Below are 20,661 nucleotides of genomic sequence, written 5' to 3'. Positions count from 1 at the left end.
GGAATGCCAGCGGAACGGCCCGGGTTGTACCTCGTTGGACCCCCGGACCGACAGGAGAACGCGTGACCAGCATCGGGCGTGTGGCGATGATCAGCCTGCACACCTCACCCCTCGACCAGCCCGGCACGGGTGACGCGGGGGGCATGAACGTGTACGTGATCGAGCTCGCACGGCGGCTGGCCCGCCGCGGGGTGGAGGTCGACGTCTTCACGCGCGCCACCACCTCCGCGCTCCCGCCCACAGTGGTGGCGGGCGACGGGGTGCAGGTCCACCACGTCGCTGCCGGCCCCTACGAGGGGCTCGCCAAGGAGGAGCTGCCCGGCCAACTGTGCACCTTCGCCCGCGAGGTGCTGCGGGCCGAGGCCTCCCAGCCGCTCGGCCACTACGACGCGGTCCACTCCCACTACTGGCTCTCCGGCCAGGTCGGCGCCCTGGCCCGCGACCGGTGGGGCGTGCCGCTCATCCACTCCATGCACACCATGGCCAAGGTCAAGAACGCCGCGCTCGCCGACGGCGACACCCCGGAGCCCGACGGCCGGATCATCGGCGAGGAGCAGGTGGTCGAGGCCGCCGACATGCTCATCGCCAACACCGACATCGAGGCACGTCAGCTCGTCGACCTCTACGACGCCGACCCCGCCCGGGTCGAGGTGGTCCACCCGGGAGTCGACCTCGAGGTGTTCCGCCCCCACGCCCGGGCCGCCACCCGCCGGGCCCTCGGCCTGCCCGAGGACGGCCACGTGCTGCTCTTCGCCGGCCGGCTGCAGCCGCTCAAGGCTCCCGACGTCCTGCTGCGCGCCGTCGCGGTCATGCTCGCCGAGACGCCGGGGCTGCGGTCACGCCTCGTGGTGCCCGTCGTCGGCGGCCCCTCCGGCAGCGGCCTCGAGCACCCCGAGTCGCTCGCCGAGCTCGCAGCCGAGCTCGGGGTGGCCGACGTCGTGAGGTTCGTGCCGCCCGTGGAGCAGGCCGAGCTGGCCCAGTGGTGCTCGGCTGCCGACCTGGTCGCCGTCCCGTCCTACAACGAGTCCTTCGGCCTGGTCGCCGCCGAGGCGCAGGCCACCGGTACGCCGGTCGTCGCCGCCGCTGTGGGCGGGCTCCCCACCGTCGTCAGCGACGGCGTCTCCGGGCTGCTCGTCGACACCCACGACCCCCGCGACTGGGCCGGTGCGCTGCGCCGGCTGATCTCCGACGACGATCTGCGCGAGCGGCTCTCGACCGGGGCCTACGAGCACGCGGCGGAGTTCTCGTGGGAGCGGACCGCCGAGGCGACCCTCGACGTCTACGAGGCCGCGCGCCGGCCCGCGGCGGTGCCCGCGTGAGTGTCGCCGACACCATCCGGGCCTACCTCGCCGACGCCGAGGTCGAGCACGACGAGATCGGCGAGGGCGTCTTCAGCATCACGATGCCCGGGGAGCGCAAGCTGCAGGTGCCGGTCCGGCTCGACGTGGGCCCGCACGCGCTCGGCGTCCACGCCTTCGTCTGCCGCCGACCCGACGAGAACGCCGAGGGCGTCTACCGGTGGCTGCTGCAGCGCAACCTGCGGATGTACGCCGTCGCCTTCGGCATCGACCCGCTCGGCGACATCTACCTCGACGCGCGGCTGCCGCTGGCCACCGTGACCCCCGAGGAGCTCGACCGGCTGCTCGGCTCGGTGCTGAGCTATGCCGACGAGTCGTTCAACCACATCCTCGAGCTCGGCTTCGCCTCCTCCATCCGCAAGGAGTGGGAGTGGCGCACCTCTCGCGGGGAGCCCACCCACAACCTCGAGGCGTTCCGCGGCTGGCTGGAGTCGGACCGGCAGCGCACCGAGTCCTAGCGTCCCGCGAGCGCCGGCGCCGGCGGTGCGGGCGGCACCTCTGCCCGCGGCCTCGGTCGGCGCCGGGCGACGGAGACGCCGACCAGCGCCAGCACCCCGCCCACGTAGGCGATCGGTGCCGGCGTCTCGCCGAGCAGCAGCAGCCCGAGCACGATGGTGATCGGCGGCACCAGGTAGGTCGTCACGCCGAGGTTGCTGGCGCTCATGTGCTTGAGCGCGTAGGCGTAGGTCGAGAACGCGATCGCGGTCGGGAACACCCCGAGGTAGACCAGCCACCACAGCGAGCTCGCCGGCGCCACGGCCGCCTCCGACCACAGCTGCCCCGCGAACGGCAGGCACGAGACCGCGCCCACCGTGCACGCCAGCCACGTGACGTGCACGCCACGCAACCGGGCGACCAGGGGCTTCTGCAGCACCAGGCTGACGGCGTACGCCGCCGCGGCGGCCACGCACAGGGCGACCCCCAGCACGTCCCGCTCACCGGTCGGTGAGTCCGCGAGCCCGATCAGCGCCACCCCGCCGAACGCCAGCCCGAGGCCGATGCCGAGGGTGGCGGTGAACCGCTCGTCGAGGAACACCGCCGCCAGCAGCGCGATCAGCACCGGGGCGACCTGGATCAGCATCGCGGCCGTGCCCGCGTCGACCCGCTGCTCGCCCTCGTTGAGGGCGAGGTTGTAGATCCCGAACCACAGCACCCCGATCAGCACGATGGAGCGCCACTCGCGTCCCGTGGGCCGTGGCAGGCCACTGGCCAGCGCGACCGCGCCGAGCGCCAGCGCGCCCACCAGGAGCCGGCCCAGCGACAGTGCGCCGGGCGAGAAGTCGTCGCCGAGGTGGCGGATCGCCACGAACGCCGAGGCCCAGAACACCAGCGTGCAGGAGACGGCGGCCAGCGGCAGCCAGGCCCAGCGGGCGGGGGAAGTCGTCACGCAGCGAGCGTAGGCAGCGCGAAACCGGCCTCACCAGCGGATATCGGACGTCGTGACGCGACTTACGGCCAGATCCTGAGGTCGATCAGAGGCCGATCAGAGGTCGAGCTTGTAGCCCAGGCCGCGGACCGTCACCAGGTGCTGCGGGCTGGAGGGGTCCGGCTCGAGCTTGGCGCGCAGGCGCTTCACGTGGACGTCGAGGGTCTTGGTGTCACCGACGTAGTCGGCACCCCACACCCGGTCGATCAGCTGGCCCCGCGTGAGCACCCGACCCGGGTTGCGCAGGAACATCTCCAGCAGCTCGAACTCCTTGAGCGGAAGCCGCTGCTCCTCGCCGTTGACGGTGACGACGTGGCGCTCCACGTCCATGCGCACCGGTCCCGCCTCGAGCGTGGCCTGGTCGACCTCCGGGTCACCGATGCCGCGGCGCAGCACCGCCCGGATCCGGGCCACGAGCTCGCGGGGGGAGTAGGGCTTGGTGACGTAGTCGTCGGCGCCGAGCTCCAGCCCGACCACCTTGTCGACCTCGTCGTCCTTGGCCGACACCATGATCACCGGCACGTTGGACACGGCCCGGATCTGGCGGCACACCTCGGTCCCGGGCAGTCCGGGCAGCATCAGGTCCAGCAGCACGATGTCGGCGCCGTTGCGCTCGAACTCGCTGAGGGCCTCCGGGCCGGTGGTCGCGAGCGCCACCTCGTAGCCCTCCTTGCGGAGCATGTAGGCGAGCGCGTCGCTGTAGCTCTCCTCGTCCTCGACGACCAGTACGCGGGTCACCGGCTGTTCTCCTGTCTCCTGCGGGGGAGGGTGAGGGTGAACGTCGACCCCTGTCCCTCCACCGACCACACCCGGATGTCGCCGCCGTGGGTGGCCGCGACGTGCTTCACGATAGAGAGTCCCAGCCCGGTGCCGCCGGTCGACCGGTGGCGAGCCGGGTCGACCCGGTAGAAGCGCTCGAAGATCCTCTCGACCTCGTCCTCGGGGATGCCGATGCCCTGGTCGACCACCGAGACCTCGATGGTGTCGTCGTGGCCCTTGGTGTTGACCACCACCGTCGACCCGTCGCCGGAGTAGGTGATGGCGTTGGCCACGAGGTTGGACACCGCGGCGGTCACCTGCTCGGAGCTGCCGAAGACCTCCAGGCCGGTGGCGCCGCCGACGACCACCGTGATGTCCCGGGCGTCCGCGTCGATGGCGTTGGCGTCGACCGCGTTCTTCACGACGTCGTCGACCTGCACCGGCACCGGGTGGTCGACCGGGTCGTCGCCCTGCAGCCGCGAGAGCTCGATGATCTGCTGCACCAGGCGGGCCAGCCGGTCGGACTCGAGGATCATCCGGTCACTGAACCGCTGCACCGCCTCGGGGTCGTCGGCCGCGTCGCTGGCGGCCTCGGCGAGCAGCCGGATGGCGCCCACCGGCGTCTTGAGCTCGTGGCTGACGTTGGCGACGAAGTCGCGGCGTACGGCGTCGACCTGCCGCTCGCGGGTGCGGTCCTCGACCAGCAGCAGCACCAGCTGGGAGCCGAGCGGCGCGACCCGGGCGGTCACGTGGCGCGGCGTCATGCCGGGACGGCTCATCAGCAGCTCGGTCTCGCGGATCTGTCCGTCGCGGCGGACCTGGCCGACCAGCTCGGCGAGCTCGGGCGCGGCCAGCGCGTGGCCCCGCACCACGCCCATGGCGTAGGCGGGCGCACTGGCCTTGACGACGGTGTCGTCCTCGCCGAGGACGACAGCGCTGCTGCGGAGCACCGAGAGCACGGTGGCCACGCCGGGGGGGAGCACCGGCTCACCCACGGTGGGGACACGCCGCTGCCGGCGGTCGGTCAGGGCCCACGCGAGCACGACACCGCCGGCGACCAGCGCACCGGTCAGCGCAGCCAGGAACGCCTGCGTCGTCTGGTCCACGCTGTCAGCGTACGCAGGATTTCATCCGGCATTCCGTCGAGGGACGCGGGTCCACCCACTGTTCACGACCCGTTCACGGATCATCCCCGACTCGTCACCTCGGCGGTCTACGGTGGGACCATGCGTGAGGCTTTCCACGAACAGCTCGACTCCATCATCACCGACCTGGCTGGCATCTGCGAGCAGGTCGAGCAGTCGGTGCGCCAGGCGTCGCACTCCCTGCTCGAGGGCGACGCCGCCGTCGCCGAGCAGGTGATCAGCTCCGACGCCGCGATCGACGCCGAGCGGGAGAAGGTGGAGGACAACTGCTTCACCCTCCTCTCCCTGCAGCAGCCGGTCGCCGGTGACCTGAGGGTCGTGATCTCGGCGCTGCGCATGGTCAGCGAGCTCGAGCGGATGGGCGACCTCTCGGTCCACGTCGCCAAGATCGCCCGGATGCGCGTCCCCGACAGCGCCGTCCCCGACCAGCTGCGGCCCACCATGAGCCGGATGGCCGAGGTGGCCCAGGACATGGTGTCGCGCGTCGCGCGGATCATCCGCAACCAGGACGTCGAGTCGGCCATCGAGCTCGGCCGCGACGACGAGGTCATGGACCGGCTGCGCCGCCAGAGCTTCCGCGAGCTGCTGGAGGGGGAGTGGCCCCACGGCATCGAGGCAGCCATCGACGTGGCGCTGCTCGGCCGCTACTACGAGCGGATCGCCGACCACGCCGTGTCGGTCGCCAACCGGATCGTCTTCGTCGTCACCGGCCAGCAGCCCGTCGACGCCTGAGACGGGTCCTCCGCGCGAAGCGCGGCGGACCGTCTCGAAACCCGTCCGGCGCAGCGGCCTCAGTCACCCCGCAGCAGCAGGCCGGCGTCGCCGAACTCGTGCCACAGGTAGCCCTGCGTGCTCGCGGCGTCGTACGCCGCCTGCGTCAGCGCGGGTCCGGCGACCGCCTCGACCAGCAGCAGGTGTGAGGCGCCGGGGTCGTGCCAACCGGTCACCAGACCGTCCACGACCCGCGGTGGCTCCGCGGGGGTGACCACGCGGGTGGTCCAGCCGCGACGTGCTGCCACCTGGCCGTCCTTACCGGCCGCCGACTCCAGGGCGCGGGTGGCGGTGGTGCCGACGGCGACCACCCGGCGACCGGCGGCGCGCGTGGCGTTCACCTGCCGGGCCGTCGCCGCCGGCACGTCGTACCGCTCCGGCTGCGGTGCCTCTCCGGCCTCCTGGGAGGAGAAGCCGGTGTGCAGGGTCACCGGGGCGATGCCGATGCCGCGCGAGACCAGCGCCGTCACCAGGTCGGTGGTGAACGGGCGCCCGGCCGAGGGCATCTCGGCGCTGCCCGGCACGGTGCTGAAGACCGACTGGTAGGCCGCGAGCGGGTAGTGGTGGTCGAGGTAGCCGTAGCTGATCGGCCGGCCGCGTCGCCGCAGCAGGCGGTCCAGGTCGCCGGCGACGGCCGCGCGCCAGAGCCGGTTGCCCTCGCCGGTGGGGGAGGAGCCGGGCTCGGGGTACGGCGCCAGCAGCCGTAGCCGGACCCGGCCGGCGTGCACCTCGTCGCCCGCACCGGCGTCGAGCACCGAGCGGTCGGCGTCCGGTGCGGTCCTGAGCTCGACCACGCGGGTGTCGTCGTCGAGCCGCGCCCCCACGTGCAGCACCACCGGATCCACCCTGGCCCGATGTCGCAGACAGGCGTCGAGCTGGCCCGCGACGGTGGCGGAGTTGTTGACGACCAGCAGGTCACCCGGGTGCAGGTGGTCGGGGAGGTCGGAGAAGCGGGCGTGGGTGAGGCCGGACGGTGTCGCGACCAGCAGTCGCACGCCGTCGCGGGCGAGCCCGCGCGACTCGGGAGGCCCCGCCGCGAACGCGTCCGCCGGCGCGGTGAACGTGGTCGTGGGCTGCAGCGCCAGCGTGGTCACGCGACCACCTCGGCCACCGGCAGGTCGCTCGCACGGTAGCGGCCTGACGGAGCCCGCCGGTCGAGCAGCGAGAGCAGCCGCGGCACCACGGTGGCGGGCAGCGGCCGGTCCGAGATGTCATCGTCGGGGAAGGCGTCCTGCTGCATCCGGGTGCGCATGTCGCCCGGGTCGACGGCGTACGCCGGGAGGCCGGTCTCGGCGCCGAACGTCTGCACCAGGTGGTCGAGGGCGGCCTTCGCCGCCCCGTAGGGACCCCAGGTCTCGTAGTGCTCGACCGCCGCGTCGGAGGAGATCCCCACGACGGTGCCGCCGCGGCGGAGCAGTTCGTCAGCCGCCTCGATCATCAGGGCGGCGTTGGCGCCCGCGGTGAGCCGCAGCGTCTCGTCGAGCTGCGCCGCGGTCAGCGCGCGGAGTGGTCGCATCGGCAGCGGGCCCAGCGAGCTGGCGTTGAGCACCAGGAGGTCGAGGCCGCCGAGGTCGCGTGCCAGGGCGACGAGGTCGGCGCGGTGCTCGGGGTCGGTGACGTCACCGGGGACGGCGCGGACGAGGTCCCGGGGGAGGTCCGCCAGGTTCGCGTGGAGACGGGCGGCGTCGCGGGCATCGGTCACGACGGTCCAGCCGCGGCCGGTGAGCGCCCGGACGAGCTCCAGCCCGAGGCCCTCCGAGCCGCCGGTGACGAGTGCAGTGCGGTTGTCTTCGGTGGTCATGGCTGACAGTATTCAAGTTGAAGTGAACTTGAGTTCAAGGGGAGGAGGGTGTGATGGACTCGCATGACCTGCTGTCGATGGGCGAGGTCAGCGAACGCAGCGGCTTCGCCGCCTCGGCGTTGCGCTACTACGAGGCCGAGGGGCTCATCACGGCGTCCCGCTCGCCGGGGGGCCGCCGCGTCTTCGAGCGCGGCATGCTGCGACGGCTGGCCTTCATCCGCGCGGCCGCCAACGTCGGGCTGACCCTGCAGGAGATTCGCGACGAGCTGGACCGGCTGCCTGCCGGCCGTACGCCGACGAAGGCTGACTGGGCACGGATATCCCGCCACTGGCGCAGCCGCCTCGACGAGCAGATCGCGGCCCTCGAGCGGCTGCGGGACGGGCTCGACGGCTGCATCGGCTGCGGCTGCCTGTCGCTGCAGAACTGCCGGATCTACAACCCGGACGACGTCCTCGCCGACTCCGATGCCGCACCCGGCGCGGCGCGCCTCCCGGCCACGCTTCGCCGGCCCCACCGGCCCGCCGCGGGGTGATGCCCGGCGTCACGACCGAGGTCTCGACAGGCTCGACCTCCGTGGGGGCCCGTTGGTTGAGCCTGTAGAAACCATCGACAGCTCGACCTCCGTGCGTGGGGTCGAGGTGGGGGCTACCGCCCCTGCTTGGCGACGGCGGCAGCGGCGGCCTCGGCCGCCTCGGGGTCGAGGTACTCGCCGCCGGCCACGGTGGGCTGCAGCTGCTCGTCGAGGCGGTAGACCAGCGGCATGCCGGTCGGGATGTTGAGGCCGGCGATGTCGTCGTCGCTGATGCCGTCGAGGTGCTTGACGATGGCCCGCAGGCTGTTGCCGTGCGCGGAGACCAGCACCACCTTGCCGTCGCGCAGGTCGGGCACCACGGCCGAGTCCCAGTAGGGCAGCAACCGCGCGATGACGTCCTTGAGGCACTCCGTGCGGGGCATCTCGTCGCCGAGGTCGGCGTAGCGCGGGTCGCCGACCTGCGACCACTCGGCGTCGTCGTCCAGCGGCGGCGGTGGTACGTCGAAGGAACGGCGCCAGGTCATGAACTGGCTCTCGCCGTACTGGTCGAGCGTCTCCTTCTTGTTCTTGCCCTGCAGGGCGCCGTAGTGGCGCTCGTTGAGCCGCCAGGAGCGCTTCACCGGGATCCAGTGGCGGTCGATCGCGTCGAGCGCCAGGTTGCTGGTGTTGATCGCCCGACGCTGCAGCGAGGTGTGGACGACGTCGGGCAGCAGACCCGCCTCACGCAGCTGCTCGCCGCCGCGGACCGCCTCCTCGCGTCCCTTGTCGGTGAGGTCGACGTCGACCCAGCCGGTGAACAGGTTCTTGGCGTTCCACTCGCTCTCGCCGTGGCGGAGCAGGATGAGCGTGTGGGCCATCAGTGGGCGCCCTCCTCGTGCTCGATCTCGCACGTGTCCTCCGACGACGTCGCACCGCCATCACCGCTGACGTCGAGGCCTTCCCACTCGTCGCACGCCGGCACGACGGGGACGTCGAGGTCGACGAGCTCCCCACCGGACACCTGGATCTGCATCGGCACCACGCCGCCGGCGGCCAGGTCGCCCTCGACGGTCACGGCGTCCTCCTCCTCGGCCTGCGCGAGGTTGAGCAGGCCGCCCGCGGCGATCTGGATGGGCGTGAAGGAGACCTCGGCCGCGCCGGACTCGACAGCCTCGATGGTGGCGTCGCTCTCGGTGTCGTTGTTGACGAACGTCGCGATGAACGTGCCCGACCCCTCATGGTCCGAGACCACGACCGCGTTGAGCACGTCGACGGACGCGTCGCGGTCGGAGGTGCCCGCGGTGATGGTGTTGACCCGGTCGGTCGCCAGGTCGAAACCACAGGAGGTCAGCGGCGTGGCCAGCAGGAGCGCGCCGGACACCAGCGCCAGGGAGCGTCGCATGTGCATGGGCGGCATGCTATCGGTCCGCTCGGTGCCCTTACTGACGCAACCCGACCTGGGCCCCGGCCGCGAGCAGTCCCGCGAGGACGAGCCCGGTGAGGACCAGCATCAGCCACAGCAGCCGAGGCGCTCCGATCCGCAGCCCGACCCGGAGTGCGAGGTGGCGTCGTCCGGCCTCGTTGTCGAGCACCAGGCCGGGCAGGGCGACCAGGACGTGGACGCAGACGCCCAGCGCGCCGGCGAGGACGGTGACCAGGATCTCGGGCGGGGCGCTGCGGCCCTCGCCGGCCCAGCCGCCGTAGGCCAGGAACGCCGGGTAGAGCGCGAAGGCCGCGGCCCACGACCACCAGGACAGCCAGGTGTGGCGCAGCAGCAGGTTGCCGAGCATGCCGAGGGCGATCGTGGCGAGGTAGGCCGTCCCCGCCCACAGGCCGTGGGCGATCGACAACGGCACCACGACCAGCACGGCGCAGGCCAGTGCGAAGGCGAGGTCACCGGGGTCGAGCAGGCCGAGGGCGACCGGCTTGTCGGCCCGCTCGTCGGCGTGGTCCCGCCGACGGTCGACCAGGTCGTTGTGCCACCCGAGGATCGCCTGCCCCACCAGCACCGTCGCCAGCACGAGCGCCACCTCGCGCGTCGTGCGGCCGCTGAGGGCTGCCGCGCCGGTCAGGCCCAGGGCGCTGACCATGCCCAGCCGCGGGTGGGCGGCCCGGACCAGCAGCACCGGGAACAGGCTGCTGACGCGGCCCTGCGTACGTCGTCGGGCGGTCACGGTCGCAGCCATGGGGGCAGTATCGACCACGGCGTGACATGGGTCACGGAACTCGCACGGATATACCCCGGCCGGCGTCGTCCGGAGCTCGTGCCACCACACCGTGCCGCGTTCTGTCAACCCCCGATTGCCTTCCTGACCTGCGCAAACGCGTCAGGAGCACTGGTCGGGCCGTGTTAGACTGGTCACCTGGAAAGGGGTACTTGACATATGACCTTCACCGTCGGCGAAACGGTTGTCTATCCAAATCACGGGGCCGCAGTCATCGAGGACATCGAGACTCGCACGATCAAGGGGGAGGATCGCCAGTACCTCGTTCTCCGGATCGTCGCACAGCAGGACCTGGTCGTCCGGGTTCCGGCCTGCAATCTCGATCTCGTGGGTGTCCGCGACGTCGTGGACAAGGAAGGTCTCGACCGTGTGTTCGACATCCTCCGTGCCGCGCACGTCGAGGAGCCGACGAACTGGTCCCGCCGCTACAAGGCGAACCTCGAGAAGCTGCACAGCGGCGACGTCATGAAGGTGTCGGAGGTCGTGCGCGACCTGTGGCGCCGCGAGCGTGACCGCGGCCTCTCGGCCGGTGAGAAGCGGATGCTGGCCAAGGCACGGCAGATCCTGGTCTCGGAGCTGGCGCTCGCCGAGCACACCAACGAGGACAAGGCCGAGGCGATCCTCGACGAGGTCCTCGCCAGCTGATCCATCCGTCCGTCGCAGCGGCCCCCGGGAGCACCCGGGGGCCGCTGCTGTTTCGTCACCTGCCCGAAACACGAGGGACCCCGCCTGAAACCTGCGCTCCGTAGGTTCGGTCAGGACCGCGAGTCCTGGAGGTGCCCGAGTGAGCGTGCCCGACCCGGAACGCTTCTGGCCGGTGTGCCGGTACGACGACCTCCGGGCCGGCCACGGTGCGGCCGCCCTGGTCCACGGGCACGCGGTCGCGATCTTCCGCACCGAGGACGGGACGGTGCACGCGCTGGCCAACCACGACCCGTTCGGCCGCTCCTCCGCCCTCGCCCGGGGCGTCGTCGGCAGCCGCGGCCCGGTGCCGGTCGTCTCCTCGCCGGTCCACGGCCACGCCTTCGACCTGCGCACCGGGCTGTGCCTCGACGAGGAGGGGGTGCGGGTGGCCTGCTACGAGGTCCTCGTCACCGACGGCACGGTGCACGTGGGTCCGCGCCGGGTGGTCACCGCCTGAGCGTCACCGCTCGCGGTGCACCAGGGCGGTGGCGACCGCGGCCACCCCCTCGCCGCGGCCGGTGAGGCCGAGCCCGTCGGTCGTCGTGGCCGACACGGTCACGGGAGCACCGACCGCCGCGGTGAGCGTGGCCTCCGCCTCGGACCGGCGTGGCCCCAGCCGGGGCCGGTTGCCGATGACCTGGATCGCCACGTTGCCGACCTGCCAGCCCGCGTCGTGGAGCCGACGCACTGTCTCGGCGAGGAGCTCGACCCCGGCGGCGCCGGACCACCGCGGCTCGGAGGTGCCGAAGTTGCTGCCGAGGTCTCCGAGCCCGGCCGCGGACAGGAGGGCGTCGCAGGCGGCGTGGGCGGCGACGTCGGCGTCGGAGTGGCCCTCCAGACCGGCGGCCTCCTCGGGCCAGGCGAGGCCGGCCAGGTGCAGGGGGATGCCGTCGGCGAGGCGGTGGACGTCGGTACCGATGCCGACGCGGAAGGTGGCAGCCACGGTTCTGATCATGCCTGAGGCAGAATTGATCCGATGGGCACCATGCGCGGGTCGTGGTCGGTCGCAGGCCTGGCGGCGGGTGCCGCCGGCCTCGCGACCAGCTACGCGACCGCCAACGTGATGGCGGTCCGCTCCTCCCCGGTGGTCGCCGTGGCGGAGCTGATCATCGAGATCACGCCGGGCCGCGTCATCGAGGAGTCGATCGCCGTCCTGGGGTTCCAGGACAAGACGGTCCTGGTCGCCGGCATCTTCGTGTTCCTGGCCCTGGCCTTCGCCTGGGCGGGCCGGCTGGCGGCCCGCCGGTGGTGGGCGCCCGTGGCCGTCTTCGCCTGTCTGGCGGCGATCGGGGTGGTGGCCACGGCGGTCACCGAGGCCCCCGCCACCGCGGCCTACCTCCCGCTCGCGGTCGGCCTCGTCACATGGGTCGTCGTGCTGAGCCTGCTGGCCGAGCGGCTCCACCGACCGGCGCGGACCGGTAGCGAGTCCTCGCGCCGCGGCTTCCTCCTGGGGGCCGGCGCGGTCGCCGTGGTGGCGGTGGGCGTGGCGGTGCTGGGCCGGGTCTGGGGCAGTGGCCGCCGCGGCGTCGAGGAGGCCCGGCGGTTGCTGCGGATCACCGGCGTGACCGAGCCGCGGGTGCCCGAGTCCACGCGGGTCGGGGTCCCCGGCGTCACCCCGTGGGCCACCCCTGCCGAGGACTTCTACCTCATCCACACCGCCATCGCGCTGCCCACGATCGCGCCCGACGAGTGGTGGCTCCGCATCCACGGGCTGGTCGAGCGCGAGGTGACCATCAGCTACGCCGACCTGATCGCCCGTGAGCGCAGCGAGGCCTGGATCACCCTCAACTGCGTCTCCAACCCGGTCGGCGGCGACCTCATCGGCAACGCCTGGTGGAGCGGGGTGCGGCTCGCCGACCTGCTCGCCGAGGCAGGACCGCTCGCGGAGGCGGACGCCGTGCTGCAGACGTCCGAGGACGGGTGGACGTGCGGGACGCCCCTGGCCGCGCTGACCGACGAGCGGGACGCGATGCTGGCGGTGGCCATGAACGGGCGGCCGCTCCGGGTCGAGCACGGCTTCCCGGTGCGCACCATCGTGCCCGGCCTCTACGGTTTCGTCTCCGCGTGCAAGTGGGTGGTGGACCTCGAGGTCACGCGGTTCGACCGGATCTCGGCGTACTGGACCGGGAAGGGCTGGGCCGAGCAGGCGCCGGTCCGGCTGGCGTCACGGATCGACGTGCCCCGCGACGGGGTCGACGTCGAGGCGGGCGAGCTCCCCGTGGGCGGGGTCGCCTGGCACCAGCAGACCGGCATCGAGGGGGTCGAGGTGTCCCTCGACGGCGGGCCCTGGCAGCCGGTCGAGGTCGCCGGGTCGCCCAGCGACGACACCTGGGTGCAGTGGGGAGGCAGGGTCACGGTCGACCGCGGCGACCACGAGCTGCGGGTCCGGGCCGTCAGCAAGGCGGGCGAGGTGCAGACCGGGGTGGAGCGTGAGGTGGTGCCCGACGGCGCCACCGGGTGGCACACCGTCAGGTTCTCCGCCGGCTGAGCCTCACCAGTTCGTCTGCCGGCCACCGGGCAGCGCCCGGTCGCCGTCGGTGATCACGTAGACCAGGCCGCCGGACGTCGGCAGCCACGCGTCCTCGAACTGACCACGGTCGTAGGTCCGCCGCACCGAGCCGTTGCTCCGGGCCGCGGGGTCGTTGACCACGACGTCACCGCCGTCGGTGAAGCCGGCGATGACCAGCAGGTGGCCGTTGGTCGAGCTGATCGGCGCGCCCGAGAGCTCGCCGGACCGGAAGGAGACCGACGCAATCAGCGGGATCCCCTTGCGGATGAAGCGCTCCGCCTGCCGCAGGCTGGTCAGCCGCGTCACGAACGCCTCGCCACCGGTCTGCCGGGCGGCGTACGCCGTGTTGAAGGGCCAGTTGCCGGTGCCGCGGTAGCCGTGGTCGTAGGTCATCCGGGCCGCGTGGTCGACCCACGCCTCCCCGTGCCCGTCGGCCACCCACCGGTAGTCGCGCGGCTTGGGCAGGGCGTCGTAGTAGCCCAGCACCATCGACGTGGAGGTCGGGGAGCACCACGCCTGGCCGCCTCCGCCCCAGGCTGGGTAGTGACCGGAGTGCACCATCTGCGAGAAGCGGGGCACGTCGAGCACCGTGCCCCGGCGGAAGCGGGGCTTGGAGGTCGCGACGTCGTCGACGTCGGGGAGCCGCGAGGCCATCGCACCGATCGCGTGCAGCTGCGGCGAGCGCTTGCCGGCCTGCAGCAGGTTGACGCGCAGCTGCCAGCGCGCGAGGCCGCCACCCGCGACCCAGGTGTCGACGTTGACCCGGGCCAGGTCGTCGGCCTGGCCGCTGATCGTGGTCCGCCGCACGTGGTTGTCGGTCGCGGCCCAGCGGGCCAGGGTGTCCCAGCTCGACCGCCGGCCCGACGCGGTGCGCCCGCGAACCTGCACCTCGATGAAGGAGTTGCCGGGCGTGGTCGCGGTCCACGACGCGATCAGCTGGGTCAGGTCGAAGCCGGGCTCGTGCCACGGTGAGAGCCAGCGTCCGACGTCGTAGGTCGTGCTGCCCACGCGGCGAGTGCCGACCGGCGCGACGATCCGGACCTTGCCCCGGCGCACCTCGGTGCCGAAGCGGCGGCCGTCGCCCAGGTCCTGGCCGCGCCACTCGGTGTAGTCGACGCGGCGCGGTGTGGGGGCGGCGGTCGCGGGGGGCGCGGCGGCGAGCGGTGCGACGAGCGCCAGGACGAGCGCGGGCAGCAGGCGGGGGGACACCCCTCGAGGGTACGGCGGAAACGTCACTCCTGTCCCACAAGTCACACGAGTCGGTGTCGGTCGGCGATGCGGGCCGGTCCGCGGCCCGCCCCTAGAATCTGCCGGGTGACGCTCAGGCTCTACGACACCGCGACCCGCGAGGTCCGCGACTTCGTCCCGCTGCGCGAGGGACGGGCGGGGATCTACGTGTGTGGCCTGACGGTGCAGTCCGAGCCCCACGTGGGTCACGTGCGCTCGGCGGTCAACTTCGACGTGCTGCGCCGGTGGCTCACCCACGAGGGCTACGCGGTCGACTTCATCCGCAACGTCACCGACATCGACGACAAGATCCTCACCAAGGCCGCCGACCGGGGCATCCACTGGTACGCGCTCGCGCAGGCGATGCACCGCGAGCTCGACCGGGCCCTGGCCGCCATCAACGTGCAGCCACCCAGCTACGAGCCCGCGGCGACCGGTCACGTGCCCGAGATCCTCGAGCTCATCGACCGGCTGGTGGCGAAGGGCCATGCCTACGCCGCCGAGGACGGCTCCGGCGACGTCTACTTCGACGTGCGCTCGTGGCCGGCCTACGGCGAGCTGACGCGGCAGCGGCTCGACGACATGGAGCCCGCCGGTGACGCGGACCCCCGCGGGAAGCGGGACCCGCGCGACTTCGCGCTCTGGAAGGGCCACAAGGAGAGCGAGCCCGAGACCGCGGCCTGGCCCTCGCCCTGGGGTCGTGGTCGGCCGGGGTGGCACATCGAGTGCTCGGCGATGGCGCGGAAGTACCTCGGCGCCGCCTTCGACATCCACGGCGGCGGGGTCGACCTGCGATTCCCCCACCACGAGAACGAGCAGGCCCAGTCGCGCGCGGCCGGCGACGCGTTCGCGTCGTACTGGCTCCACAACGCCTGGATCACCACCGCCGGCGAGAAGATGAGCAAGTCGCTCGGCAACTCGCTGCTGATCCCCTCGGTGCTCGAGCGGGTCCGCGGCATCGAGCTGCGGTTCTACATGGTCAGCACCCACTACCGCTCGACCGTCGAGTTCTCCTTCGAGGCGCTGGAGGAGGCGGCGACGTCGTTCCGGCGGATCGAGTCCTTCCTCGAGCGGGCCGGACAGCACGTGACCGGCGGCTGGGTCGCGGGCGTCCCGACGGCGTTCCGCGCCGCGATGGACGACGACCTCGGCACCCCCGCGGCGGTCGCCGTCATCCACGACACGGTGCGGGAGGGCAACCGGCTGCTCGCCGACGGGCCCTCCGAGGAGCTAACCGCGGCGTACGGCGCGGTGCTGGGCATGCTCGACGTGCTGGGCCTGAACCCCCAGGACTTCGAGGAGACCCACGGCGACGAGCAGTTGACCGGCGTGGTCGATGCCCTGGTGCGCGGCATGCTGGAGGAGCGGGCGCAGGCCCGGTCGGAGAAGGACTGGGCGCGCGCCGACGCGATCCGTGACCGGCTCAAGGGCGCCGGTGTCGAGATCGAGGACACCCCCGACGGCCCGAAGTGGAGCGTGTGATGGCCGGCAACAGCCAACGGAAGGGCTCGGTGCGCAAGAGCTCGAAGAAGCCGACGGCGGGCTCCGGCGGCCGGGTGCGCCGCGGCCTCGAGGGCAAGGGGCCGACGCCGAAGGCCAAGGACCGTCCCAACCACAAGGCCTACAAGGCCCGGCAGCAGGCGGCGCGTCAGCAGGCCGCCCGACCGCGCCGCAAGAGTGGCACCGATGCCGAGTGGGTGGCGGGCCGCAACGCCGTGGTCGAGGTGCTCCGCGCCGGGATCCCCGTCACCGGGATCTACGTCGCCGAGGGGACCGACCGCGACGGCCGGTTGCGCGAGGCCTTCAAGCTGGCCGCCGACCACGGGATCAGCCTGCTGGAGGTGACCCGCACCGAGCTCGACCGGCTCACCGACGGTGCCGTCCACCAGGGTCTGGCGGCACGGATCCCGGCCTACGAGTACGCGCACCCCGACGACCTGCTGGCCCGGGCTGCCGACGCCGGCGAGGAGCCGTTGGTCGTCGCCCTCGACTCGGTGACCGACCCGCGCAACCTCGGCGCCGTGGTCCGCAGCGCCTCCGGCTTCGGCGCCCACGGCGTCCTGGTGCCCGAGCGGCGTGCCGCCGGGATGACCGCGGCCGCCTGGAAGACCAGCGCCGGCGCCGCCGCCCGGATCCCCGTGGCCCAGGCCGTCAACCTGACCCGCCAGCTCAAGGCCTACCAGGAGGCCGGTTGCATGGTCGTCGGCCTGGCCGCCGACGGTGACGTCTCCCTCCCCGAGCTGACCTCGCCGGACGGGCTCGCCACCGGCCCGCTGGTCCTCGTCGTCGGCGCCGAGGGCGACGGGCTCTCGCGCCTGGTGGCCGAGACCTGCGACCAGCTGGTGTCGATCCCCATGGCCAACCAGCTGGAGTCGCTCAACGCCGGCGTGGCCGCCTCGGTCACCCTCTACGCGATCGCCCAGGCGCGGGGTCTCACCCGCTGATGGCGCGCAAGCGGCTCCTCCGGGGGCTGGGGCTCGCGGCCGTGTGGCTCGTGGTCGCCGTGGCGACCGCCGTCACCGTCTTCCTCAACTCCGAGCGCGAGGTCGTCGTCGCCAGCCACGACACCGTGGTGCGCCCGACAGTCGGCGGCGAGGTGCTCGTGCGCACCGGGCCGGTGCTGCCGGACCTGCGGCTCGACACCGACCAGCGGATCGGCGTCGACGTGACCCTCGGCAAGACCACGGCCGAGACCATGGGCCAGCTGGTGGAGCGGTACGCCGTCATCGCCGGCCAGCCCGACGGGTCGGTGGCCAAGGTGGAGTCCGCGGTCACCGACATGGCCCTCGACGCCGCCGGCAGGGGTGCCGTCGCGGGGCTGGTCCCCGTCGGGATCTGGCTGCTGGTCGGCCACCGGCGCCGCCAGGAGCTCTGGGACGTCGTACGCCGCCGGCGGCTGCTCGAGATCGGGCTGGTGCTCGGGGTGGTCGCCGCCGGCTTGCTGGTCTGGGCGCCGTGGCGGCAGGCCGAGCCCTCGGTCCGGGCCGAGCAGGAGTGGCTCACCCTGGCGGAGTTCCTCGGACCCGACGTGCCGCTGCCCGCCGACCTGCCCCCCGTGGAGGTGCGCAGCAGCGCCGGCGCGATCGACTCGCGGCGGCTCGTGGCCAGCGCCGTCTCCACCTACCGCAAGGCCAACCGCTTCTACGACCGCGCCGCCGAGGAGGCGGCCGACCTGGAGCTGCGGGAGCCGGAGGAGGGGGAGACGGTCGCCGTCCTCGTCTCCGACCGCCACGACAACATCGGCATGGACCCGGTCGCGAGGGCGATCGCCGACCGCGCGGGGGCGACCGTCGTGCTCAACGCGGGCGACGACACCTCCACTGGTCAGCGCTGGGAGGCCTTCAGCCTCGACTCGGTGTCGGCGGCCTTCGAGGGTCTGCAGCGGTTCGCCGTGGCGGGCAACCACGACCACGGCGACTTCGTGCGCGACTACCTGGGGGACCGCGGCTGGACGATGCTCGACGGCACCGTCGTCGAGGGCCCCGGTGGCGGGACCCTCATCGGTCTCGACGACCCGCGCTCCAGCGGTCTCGGTGACTGGCGCGACGAGACGGGCCTCAGCTTCTCCGAGGTCGCCGAGCGCTTCAGCGAGGAGATCTGCGCCGCCGACGAGCGGGTCAACACCGTCCTCGTGCACGACACCAACCAGGCGAGGAGCGCCCTCGAACAGGGGTGCGCCGACCTGGTGATCGGCGGTCACGTGCACGTCAAGATCGGGCCGGAGGCCGTGACCGGACCCGACGGTGAGACCGGGTACGCCTTCACCACCGGCACCACCGGCGGGGCGGCGTACGCCATCGCGATCGGCAGCAAGCCGCGCCGCGACGCCATGGTCACGCTGATCACCTACGACGCCGAGGGCCGCCCGATCGGGTTGCAGCCGGTCACCCTCCAGACCAACGGCACCTTCCTCGTGGAGCCGTGGCAGCCGCTGACCTACCCGACCGACGAGACGGACGACACCGGGCCCACGGACGAGCCGGACGAGCTCGACCCCACCGAGGACCCCGACCAGGCCGAGGCGGAGGGCGAGCCCGCCGACGAGGCCGGCGGCGGGATGGTCCTCGAGCTGACCCCCTGAGGTCCTCGGCGCCCGTCGACGCGGACTAGACCAGCCGCGGCCCGGCGTACCCCTCGCGCCCATCGGTGCGATGACGGGGGTGAGCGACCCCCCGGATCGCCACCACACGGAGAGGAACCCCCCCATGAACGACACCACCCCCCGGCCTCGTCGGATCGCCATCGGGCTCACGGCCTGCTTCGCCACGCTCGTGGTGCCCCTGGCCTCGCTGCCGGCGATGGCTGCCGGTGGCGACCGCGACGGGGACGGCATGCCGAACCGGTGGGAGCTCAGGCACGGCCTGAACCCCAACCGGGCCGACGCCGCCCGCGACCGTGACAAGGACGGGCTGCGCAACATCGCCGAGTACCGCCTGCACACCGATCCCACCGACGAGGACACCGACGACGACGGCCACGACGACGGCGACGAGGTCCACGACGGCTACCGCTCGACCGACGTGCTCGAGTCCGACACCGACGACGACGGGATCGAGGACGGCGACGAGGACGCCGACGGCGACGACGTCGCCAACGAGGACGAGGACGACGCGACCGAGCAGTGCCGCGCCGACGACGACGACACGGACAGCGACGGTGTCGCGGACGAGGACGAGAACGAGCTCGGTCTCGAGGTCGGCGACGCGGACTCCGACGACGACGGCATCGAGGACGGCGACGAGGACGAGGACGAGGACGGCGTCGACAACGAGGACGAGGACGACGACGCGGACGACGACTGCGATGACGACGACGAGGACGAGGGCGACGACGACTGACCGCGGTGCGTCCCGCCCCCGCGTGGGGCGGGACGCACCCGGTGTCGTGCCCGCGTCAGCCGATCCCTTCGGCGAGCTGCTCGACGCAGCCGCCGGCGGCGCACCGTGGGCCTGCCGTGAGCTGTGGGAACGCTTCGCCCCCGGCGTCGTCGGATTCGTCCGGAGTCACGGGGCCGTCGATCCGGAGGGCCTCACCAGCGAGGTCTTCCTGGCGGTGTTCCGGGCGCTGCCACGGTTCGTGGGCGACGAGGGGGGCCTGCGAGCCCTGATCTACACGATCGCCCGGCGGCGACTGGTGGACGAGCACCGCCGACGCGGCGCCCGCCCGACCGAGGTCGCGTGGGAGGCGACCTCGGACCGGCGGTGCACCCCGAGCGCGGAGGAGCTCGCCCTGGACGGCATCGCGGAGGTCGACGTGTCGGCGCTGCTGGCGACCCTCGCCCCCGACCAGCGCGAGGTGCTGACGCTGCGACTCCTCGGCGACCTCACCGTCACGCAGGTCGCCGAGCTCCTCGGGAAACGACCCGGCGCCGTGAAGGCGCTGCAGCGGCGGGGGTTGGCGAACCTGCGCCGATCCCTGGAGGCCGCCGGCTGGAGCCCCGCCGGCGCTACGGAAGGAACCCGATCATGACCAGCAGCGCGCTCAGCGACCTCGACGTCGAGCTGGTGCTCACCGGCGCCGACGTCTCCGGCCGCGACGACCTCCGCGAGCTGCAGCAGCTGGTGGCCGCGACCCGGGACCGGCTCGCGACGGCCCCGGTGACGCCCAGCCCCGAGCTCGACGCCTTCTTCCGGACCGGCCTGCTGCCCGACCTCGAGCCCGACCTCGACCTGGACCCGGTGCTGGTGCCGCTGCCGTCGAGCCGTCCCCGCTCGGGGCGTCGCGGTCTGAAGGCGGCGCTCGGCGCCACCTTCCTGTCCGCCACCTTCGTGGGTGCCGCGGCGGCGGCCGGGCTGCTCCCGGAGCCGGTGCAGGACGTGGTCGACCGGATCGTGCACCCCGCGCCGGAGACGCTGCGCCCGGCGCCGGTGCCCGGACGCGAACCGGCGCCCGGGCCTCGCTCTGTGCTCGTGCCCGCGCCCGTCCTGGTGCCCGAGGGCGGGGGAGAGGGGCAGCCGGACCAGGCCGAGCGGGACGGAGCCGCGGGTCCCGGGGAGAGCCTCACCCCGCAAGGCGGGGCGTCGGGACCGGCACCGGGGGCGCCGGGCGGGGTGGACGACGACGTCGAGGAAGACCCCTCGGAGGAGGACCGGGAGCCCGAGCGTGACGTCGACCCGCCCGAGCAGGAGGACACCGACCCGCACGAGCCCGAGGAGCCCGAGGGTCCCGACACTGATCCGGTCGACCCCGAGGAGGAGCTGGACCCGGGGCTGGACGGAGGCGAGTGACGCCGGGCGTCACCGTC

General features: G+C 73.0%; 23 protein-coding genes. 13 read left to right on the top strand and 10 right to left on the bottom strand.

The annotated features are described in order from the left end of the window. Nucleotides 1-62 precede the first annotated feature (62 nt). Nucleotides 63-1,319 carry a D-inositol-3-phosphate glycosyltransferase gene (mshA, locus tag K6T13_RS14975; RefSeq protein WP_430227530.1) on the top strand — a complete coding sequence of 419 codons (1,257 nt, stop codon included), beginning with the start codon at nucleotides 63-65 and terminating at the stop codon, nucleotides 1,317-1,319. Next, on the top strand, nucleotides 1,316-1,816 hold the full coding sequence (locus K6T13_RS14970) for a type III secretion system chaperone family protein (protein ID WP_222895337.1): 501 nt from the start codon (nucleotides 1,316-1,318) through the stop codon (nucleotides 1,814-1,816). The genes mshA and K6T13_RS14970 overlap by 4 nt, the downstream gene beginning before the upstream one ends. Here K6T13_RS14970 and K6T13_RS14965 read toward each other — a convergent pair. The 3 genes from K6T13_RS14965 to K6T13_RS14955 all read right to left on the bottom strand — a co-directional run bounded on the left by K6T13_RS14965 (nucleotide 1,813) and on the right by K6T13_RS14955 (nucleotide 4,649). After that, entirely contained in the window at nucleotides 1,813-2,745 is a 933-nt protein-coding gene (locus K6T13_RS14965; RefSeq protein WP_249423808.1) for a DMT family transporter, read from the bottom strand. The two genes, K6T13_RS14970 and K6T13_RS14965, sit on opposite strands and share 4 nt — an antisense overlap. A gap of 96 nt (nucleotides 2,746-2,841) precedes the next feature. Next, the gene (locus tag K6T13_RS14960; protein WP_222895336.1) at nucleotides 2,842-3,522 is read right to left on the bottom strand and encodes a response regulator transcription factor; all 681 of its coding nucleotides are present in this window, start codon (nucleotides 3,520-3,522) and stop codon (nucleotides 2,842-2,844) included. Continuing rightward, on the bottom strand, nucleotides 3,519-4,649 hold the full coding sequence (locus K6T13_RS14955; RefSeq protein ID WP_222895335.1) for a sensor histidine kinase: 1,131 nt from the start codon (nucleotides 4,647-4,649) through the stop codon (nucleotides 3,519-3,521). Before K6T13_RS14955 ends, K6T13_RS14960 begins: the two co-directional genes overlap by 4 nt. A 120-nt stretch (nucleotides 4,650-4,769) precedes the next feature. On the opposite strand from K6T13_RS14955, the gene phoU reads away from it, so the two are divergent. Next, complete coding sequence (gene phoU, locus K6T13_RS14950) at nucleotides 4,770-5,420, top strand: phosphate signaling complex protein PhoU (RefSeq protein WP_222895334.1); 651 nt, start codon at nucleotides 4,770-4,772, stop codon at nucleotides 5,418-5,420. A 59-nt stretch (nucleotides 5,421-5,479) separates the two neighbouring features. Here the strand turns inward: phoU and K6T13_RS14945 are convergent, their stop codons facing one another. Together K6T13_RS14945 and K6T13_RS14940 are read right to left on the bottom strand one after the other, a co-directional pair. Further along, nucleotides 5,480-6,553: an S-adenosylmethionine:tRNA ribosyltransferase-isomerase gene (locus tag K6T13_RS14945; RefSeq protein WP_249423807.1), complete on the bottom strand. Its 1,074-nt coding sequence runs from the start codon at nucleotides 6,551-6,553 to the stop codon at nucleotides 5,480-5,482. Next, a complete protein-coding gene (locus tag K6T13_RS14940) occupies nucleotides 6,550-7,260 on the bottom strand; it encodes an SDR family NAD(P)-dependent oxidoreductase (RefSeq protein ID WP_222895333.1) in 711 nt (236 codons plus the stop codon). Before K6T13_RS14940 ends, K6T13_RS14945 begins: the two co-directional genes overlap by 4 nt. Nucleotides 7,261-7,313: 53 nt before the next feature. On the opposite strand from K6T13_RS14940, the gene soxR reads away from it, so the two are divergent. Next, complete coding sequence (gene soxR / locus K6T13_RS14935) at nucleotides 7,314-7,793, top strand: redox-sensitive transcriptional activator SoxR (RefSeq protein ID WP_222895332.1); 480 nt, start codon at nucleotides 7,314-7,316, stop codon at nucleotides 7,791-7,793. Nucleotides 7,794-7,906: 113 nt separating this feature from the next. Here the strand turns inward: soxR and K6T13_RS14930 are convergent, their stop codons facing one another. The 3 genes from K6T13_RS14930 to K6T13_RS14920 are packed head-to-tail and all read right to left on the bottom strand — an operon-like array spanning nucleotide 7,907 to nucleotide 9,958. Next, nucleotides 7,907-8,650 carry a phosphoglyceromutase gene (locus tag K6T13_RS14930; protein ID WP_222895331.1) on the bottom strand — a complete coding sequence of 248 codons (744 nt, stop codon included), beginning with the start codon at nucleotides 8,648-8,650 and terminating at the stop codon, nucleotides 7,907-7,909. Next, nucleotides 8,650-9,180, bottom strand: a complete 531-nt coding sequence (locus tag K6T13_RS14925; protein ID WP_222895330.1) for a hypothetical protein — start codon at nucleotides 9,178-9,180, stop codon at nucleotides 8,650-8,652. The genes K6T13_RS14930 and K6T13_RS14925 overlap by 1 nt, the downstream gene beginning before the upstream one ends. A 31-nt stretch (nucleotides 9,181-9,211) precedes the next feature. Continuing rightward, nucleotides 9,212-9,958 (bottom strand): UbiA family prenyltransferase, encoded by a 747-nt coding sequence (locus K6T13_RS14920; protein ID WP_222895329.1) that lies wholly within the window; start codon nucleotides 9,956-9,958, stop codon nucleotides 9,212-9,214. 198 nt (nucleotides 9,959-10,156) lie between these two features. Here K6T13_RS14920 and K6T13_RS14915 point away from each other — a divergent pair, with 198 nt between their 5' ends. Together K6T13_RS14915 and nirD are read left to right on the top strand one after the other, a co-directional pair. After that, nucleotides 10,157-10,642, top strand: coding sequence for a CarD family transcriptional regulator (locus K6T13_RS14915; RefSeq protein WP_222895328.1), 486 nt, complete (start codon nucleotides 10,157-10,159; stop codon nucleotides 10,640-10,642). 139 nt (nucleotides 10,643-10,781) lie between these two features. After that, a complete protein-coding gene (nirD, locus tag K6T13_RS14910) occupies nucleotides 10,782-11,138 on the top strand; it encodes a nitrite reductase small subunit NirD (protein ID WP_346729092.1) in 357 nt (118 codons plus the stop codon). A gap of 3 nt (nucleotides 11,139-11,141) precedes the next feature. Here the strand turns inward: nirD and ispF are convergent, their stop codons facing one another. After that, nucleotides 11,142-11,624, bottom strand: a complete 483-nt coding sequence (ispF, locus tag K6T13_RS14905; protein ID WP_430227520.1) for a 2-C-methyl-D-erythritol 2,4-cyclodiphosphate synthase — start codon at nucleotides 11,622-11,624, stop codon at nucleotides 11,142-11,144. Nucleotides 11,625-11,657: 33 nt separating this feature from the next. Between ispF and K6T13_RS14900 the strand changes: the two genes are divergently transcribed. Then, on the top strand, nucleotides 11,658-13,169 hold the full coding sequence (locus K6T13_RS14900; RefSeq protein ID WP_222895326.1) for a molybdopterin-dependent oxidoreductase: 1,512 nt from the start codon (nucleotides 11,658-11,660) through the stop codon (nucleotides 13,167-13,169). Between the two features lie 3 nt (nucleotides 13,170-13,172). Here the strand turns inward: K6T13_RS14900 and K6T13_RS14895 are convergent, their stop codons facing one another. Then, nucleotides 13,173-14,399 (bottom strand): C39 family peptidase, encoded by a 1,227-nt coding sequence (locus K6T13_RS14895; RefSeq protein ID WP_222895325.1) that lies wholly within the window; start codon nucleotides 14,397-14,399, stop codon nucleotides 13,173-13,175. Nucleotides 14,400-14,504: 105 nt separating this feature from the next. Between K6T13_RS14895 and cysS the strand changes: the two genes are divergently transcribed. The 6 genes from cysS (at nucleotide 14,505) to K6T13_RS14865 (ending at nucleotide 20,644) form a co-directional block, all read left to right on the top strand. Further along, nucleotides 14,505-15,899: a cysteine--tRNA ligase gene (gene cysS, locus K6T13_RS14890; RefSeq protein ID WP_430227516.1), complete on the top strand. Its 1,395-nt coding sequence runs from the start codon at nucleotides 14,505-14,507 to the stop codon at nucleotides 15,897-15,899. Further along, entirely contained in the window at nucleotides 15,899-16,861 is a 963-nt protein-coding gene (gene rlmB / locus K6T13_RS14885; protein ID WP_222895323.1) for a 23S rRNA (guanosine(2251)-2'-O)-methyltransferase RlmB, read from the top strand. The genes cysS and rlmB overlap by 1 nt, the downstream gene beginning before the upstream one ends. Then, a complete protein-coding gene (locus K6T13_RS14880; protein WP_222895322.1) occupies nucleotides 16,861-18,498 on the top strand; it encodes a metallophosphoesterase in 1,638 nt (545 codons plus the stop codon). The genes rlmB and K6T13_RS14880 overlap by 1 nt, the downstream gene beginning before the upstream one ends. Before the next feature lie 124 nt (nucleotides 18,499-18,622). After that, nucleotides 18,623-19,255, top strand: coding sequence for a hypothetical protein (locus K6T13_RS14875; protein ID WP_222895321.1), 633 nt, complete (start codon nucleotides 18,623-18,625; stop codon nucleotides 19,253-19,255). Nucleotides 19,256-19,301: 46 nt separating this feature from the next. After that, complete coding sequence (locus K6T13_RS14870) at nucleotides 19,302-19,886, top strand: RNA polymerase sigma factor (protein ID WP_222895320.1); 585 nt, start codon at nucleotides 19,302-19,304, stop codon at nucleotides 19,884-19,886. After that, on the top strand, nucleotides 19,883-20,644 hold the full coding sequence (locus K6T13_RS14865) for a hypothetical protein (protein ID WP_222895319.1): 762 nt from the start codon (nucleotides 19,883-19,885) through the stop codon (nucleotides 20,642-20,644). The genes K6T13_RS14870 and K6T13_RS14865 overlap by 4 nt, the downstream gene beginning before the upstream one ends. Nucleotides 20,645-20,661 lie beyond the last annotated feature (17 nt).

The sequence above is a fragment of the Nocardioides coralli genome (assembly GCF_019880385.1).
GTDB lineage: Bacteria > Actinomycetota > Actinomycetes > Propionibacteriales > Nocardioidaceae > Nocardioides > Nocardioides coralli.
The sequence above is the reverse complement of the archived record's forward strand: the minus strand, read 5'-3'. Positions and strand labels throughout refer to the sequence as shown.

What these genes read in the sequence shown, in the direction of transcription:
- K6T13_RS14900 (WP_222895326.1), top strand. Translation starts at nt 11,658, where the DNA reads ATGGGCACCATGCGCGGGTCGTGGTCGGTCGCAGGCCTGGCGGCGGGT.
- K6T13_RS14875 (WP_222895321.1), top strand. Translation starts at nt 18,623, where the DNA reads ATGAACGACACCACCCCCCGGCCTCGTCGGATCGCCATCGGGCTCACG.
- K6T13_RS14930 (WP_222895331.1), bottom strand. Translation starts at nt 8,650, where the DNA reads ATGGCCCACACGCTCATCCTGCTCCGCCACGGCGAGAGCGAGTGGAAC.
- phoU (WP_222895334.1), top strand. Translation starts at nt 4,770, where the DNA reads ATGCGTGAGGCTTTCCACGAACAGCTCGACTCCATCATCACCGACCTG.
- soxR (WP_222895332.1), top strand. Translation starts at nt 7,314, where the DNA reads ATGGACTCGCATGACCTGCTGTCGATGGGCGAGGTCAGCGAACGCAGC.
- K6T13_RS14920 (WP_222895329.1), bottom strand. Translation starts at nt 9,958, where the DNA reads ATGGCTGCGACCGTGACCGCCCGACGACGTACGCAGGGCCGCGTCAGC.
- K6T13_RS14880 (WP_222895322.1), top strand. Translation starts at nt 16,861, where the DNA reads ATGGCGCGCAAGCGGCTCCTCCGGGGGCTGGGGCTCGCGGCCGTGTGG.
- K6T13_RS14915 (WP_222895328.1), top strand. Translation starts at nt 10,157, where the DNA reads ATGACCTTCACCGTCGGCGAAACGGTTGTCTATCCAAATCACGGGGCC.
- K6T13_RS14865 (WP_222895319.1), top strand. Translation starts at nt 19,883, where the DNA reads ATGACCAGCAGCGCGCTCAGCGACCTCGACGTCGAGCTGGTGCTCACC.
- K6T13_RS14925 (WP_222895330.1), bottom strand. Translation starts at nt 9,180, where the DNA reads ATGCACATGCGACGCTCCCTGGCGCTGGTGTCCGGCGCGCTCCTGCTG.
- rlmB (WP_222895323.1), top strand. Translation starts at nt 15,899, where the DNA reads ATGGCCGGCAACAGCCAACGGAAGGGCTCGGTGCGCAAGAGCTCGAAG.
- K6T13_RS14940 (WP_222895333.1), bottom strand. Translation starts at nt 7,260, where the DNA reads ATGACCACCGAAGACAACCGCACTGCACTCGTCACCGGCGGCTCGGAG.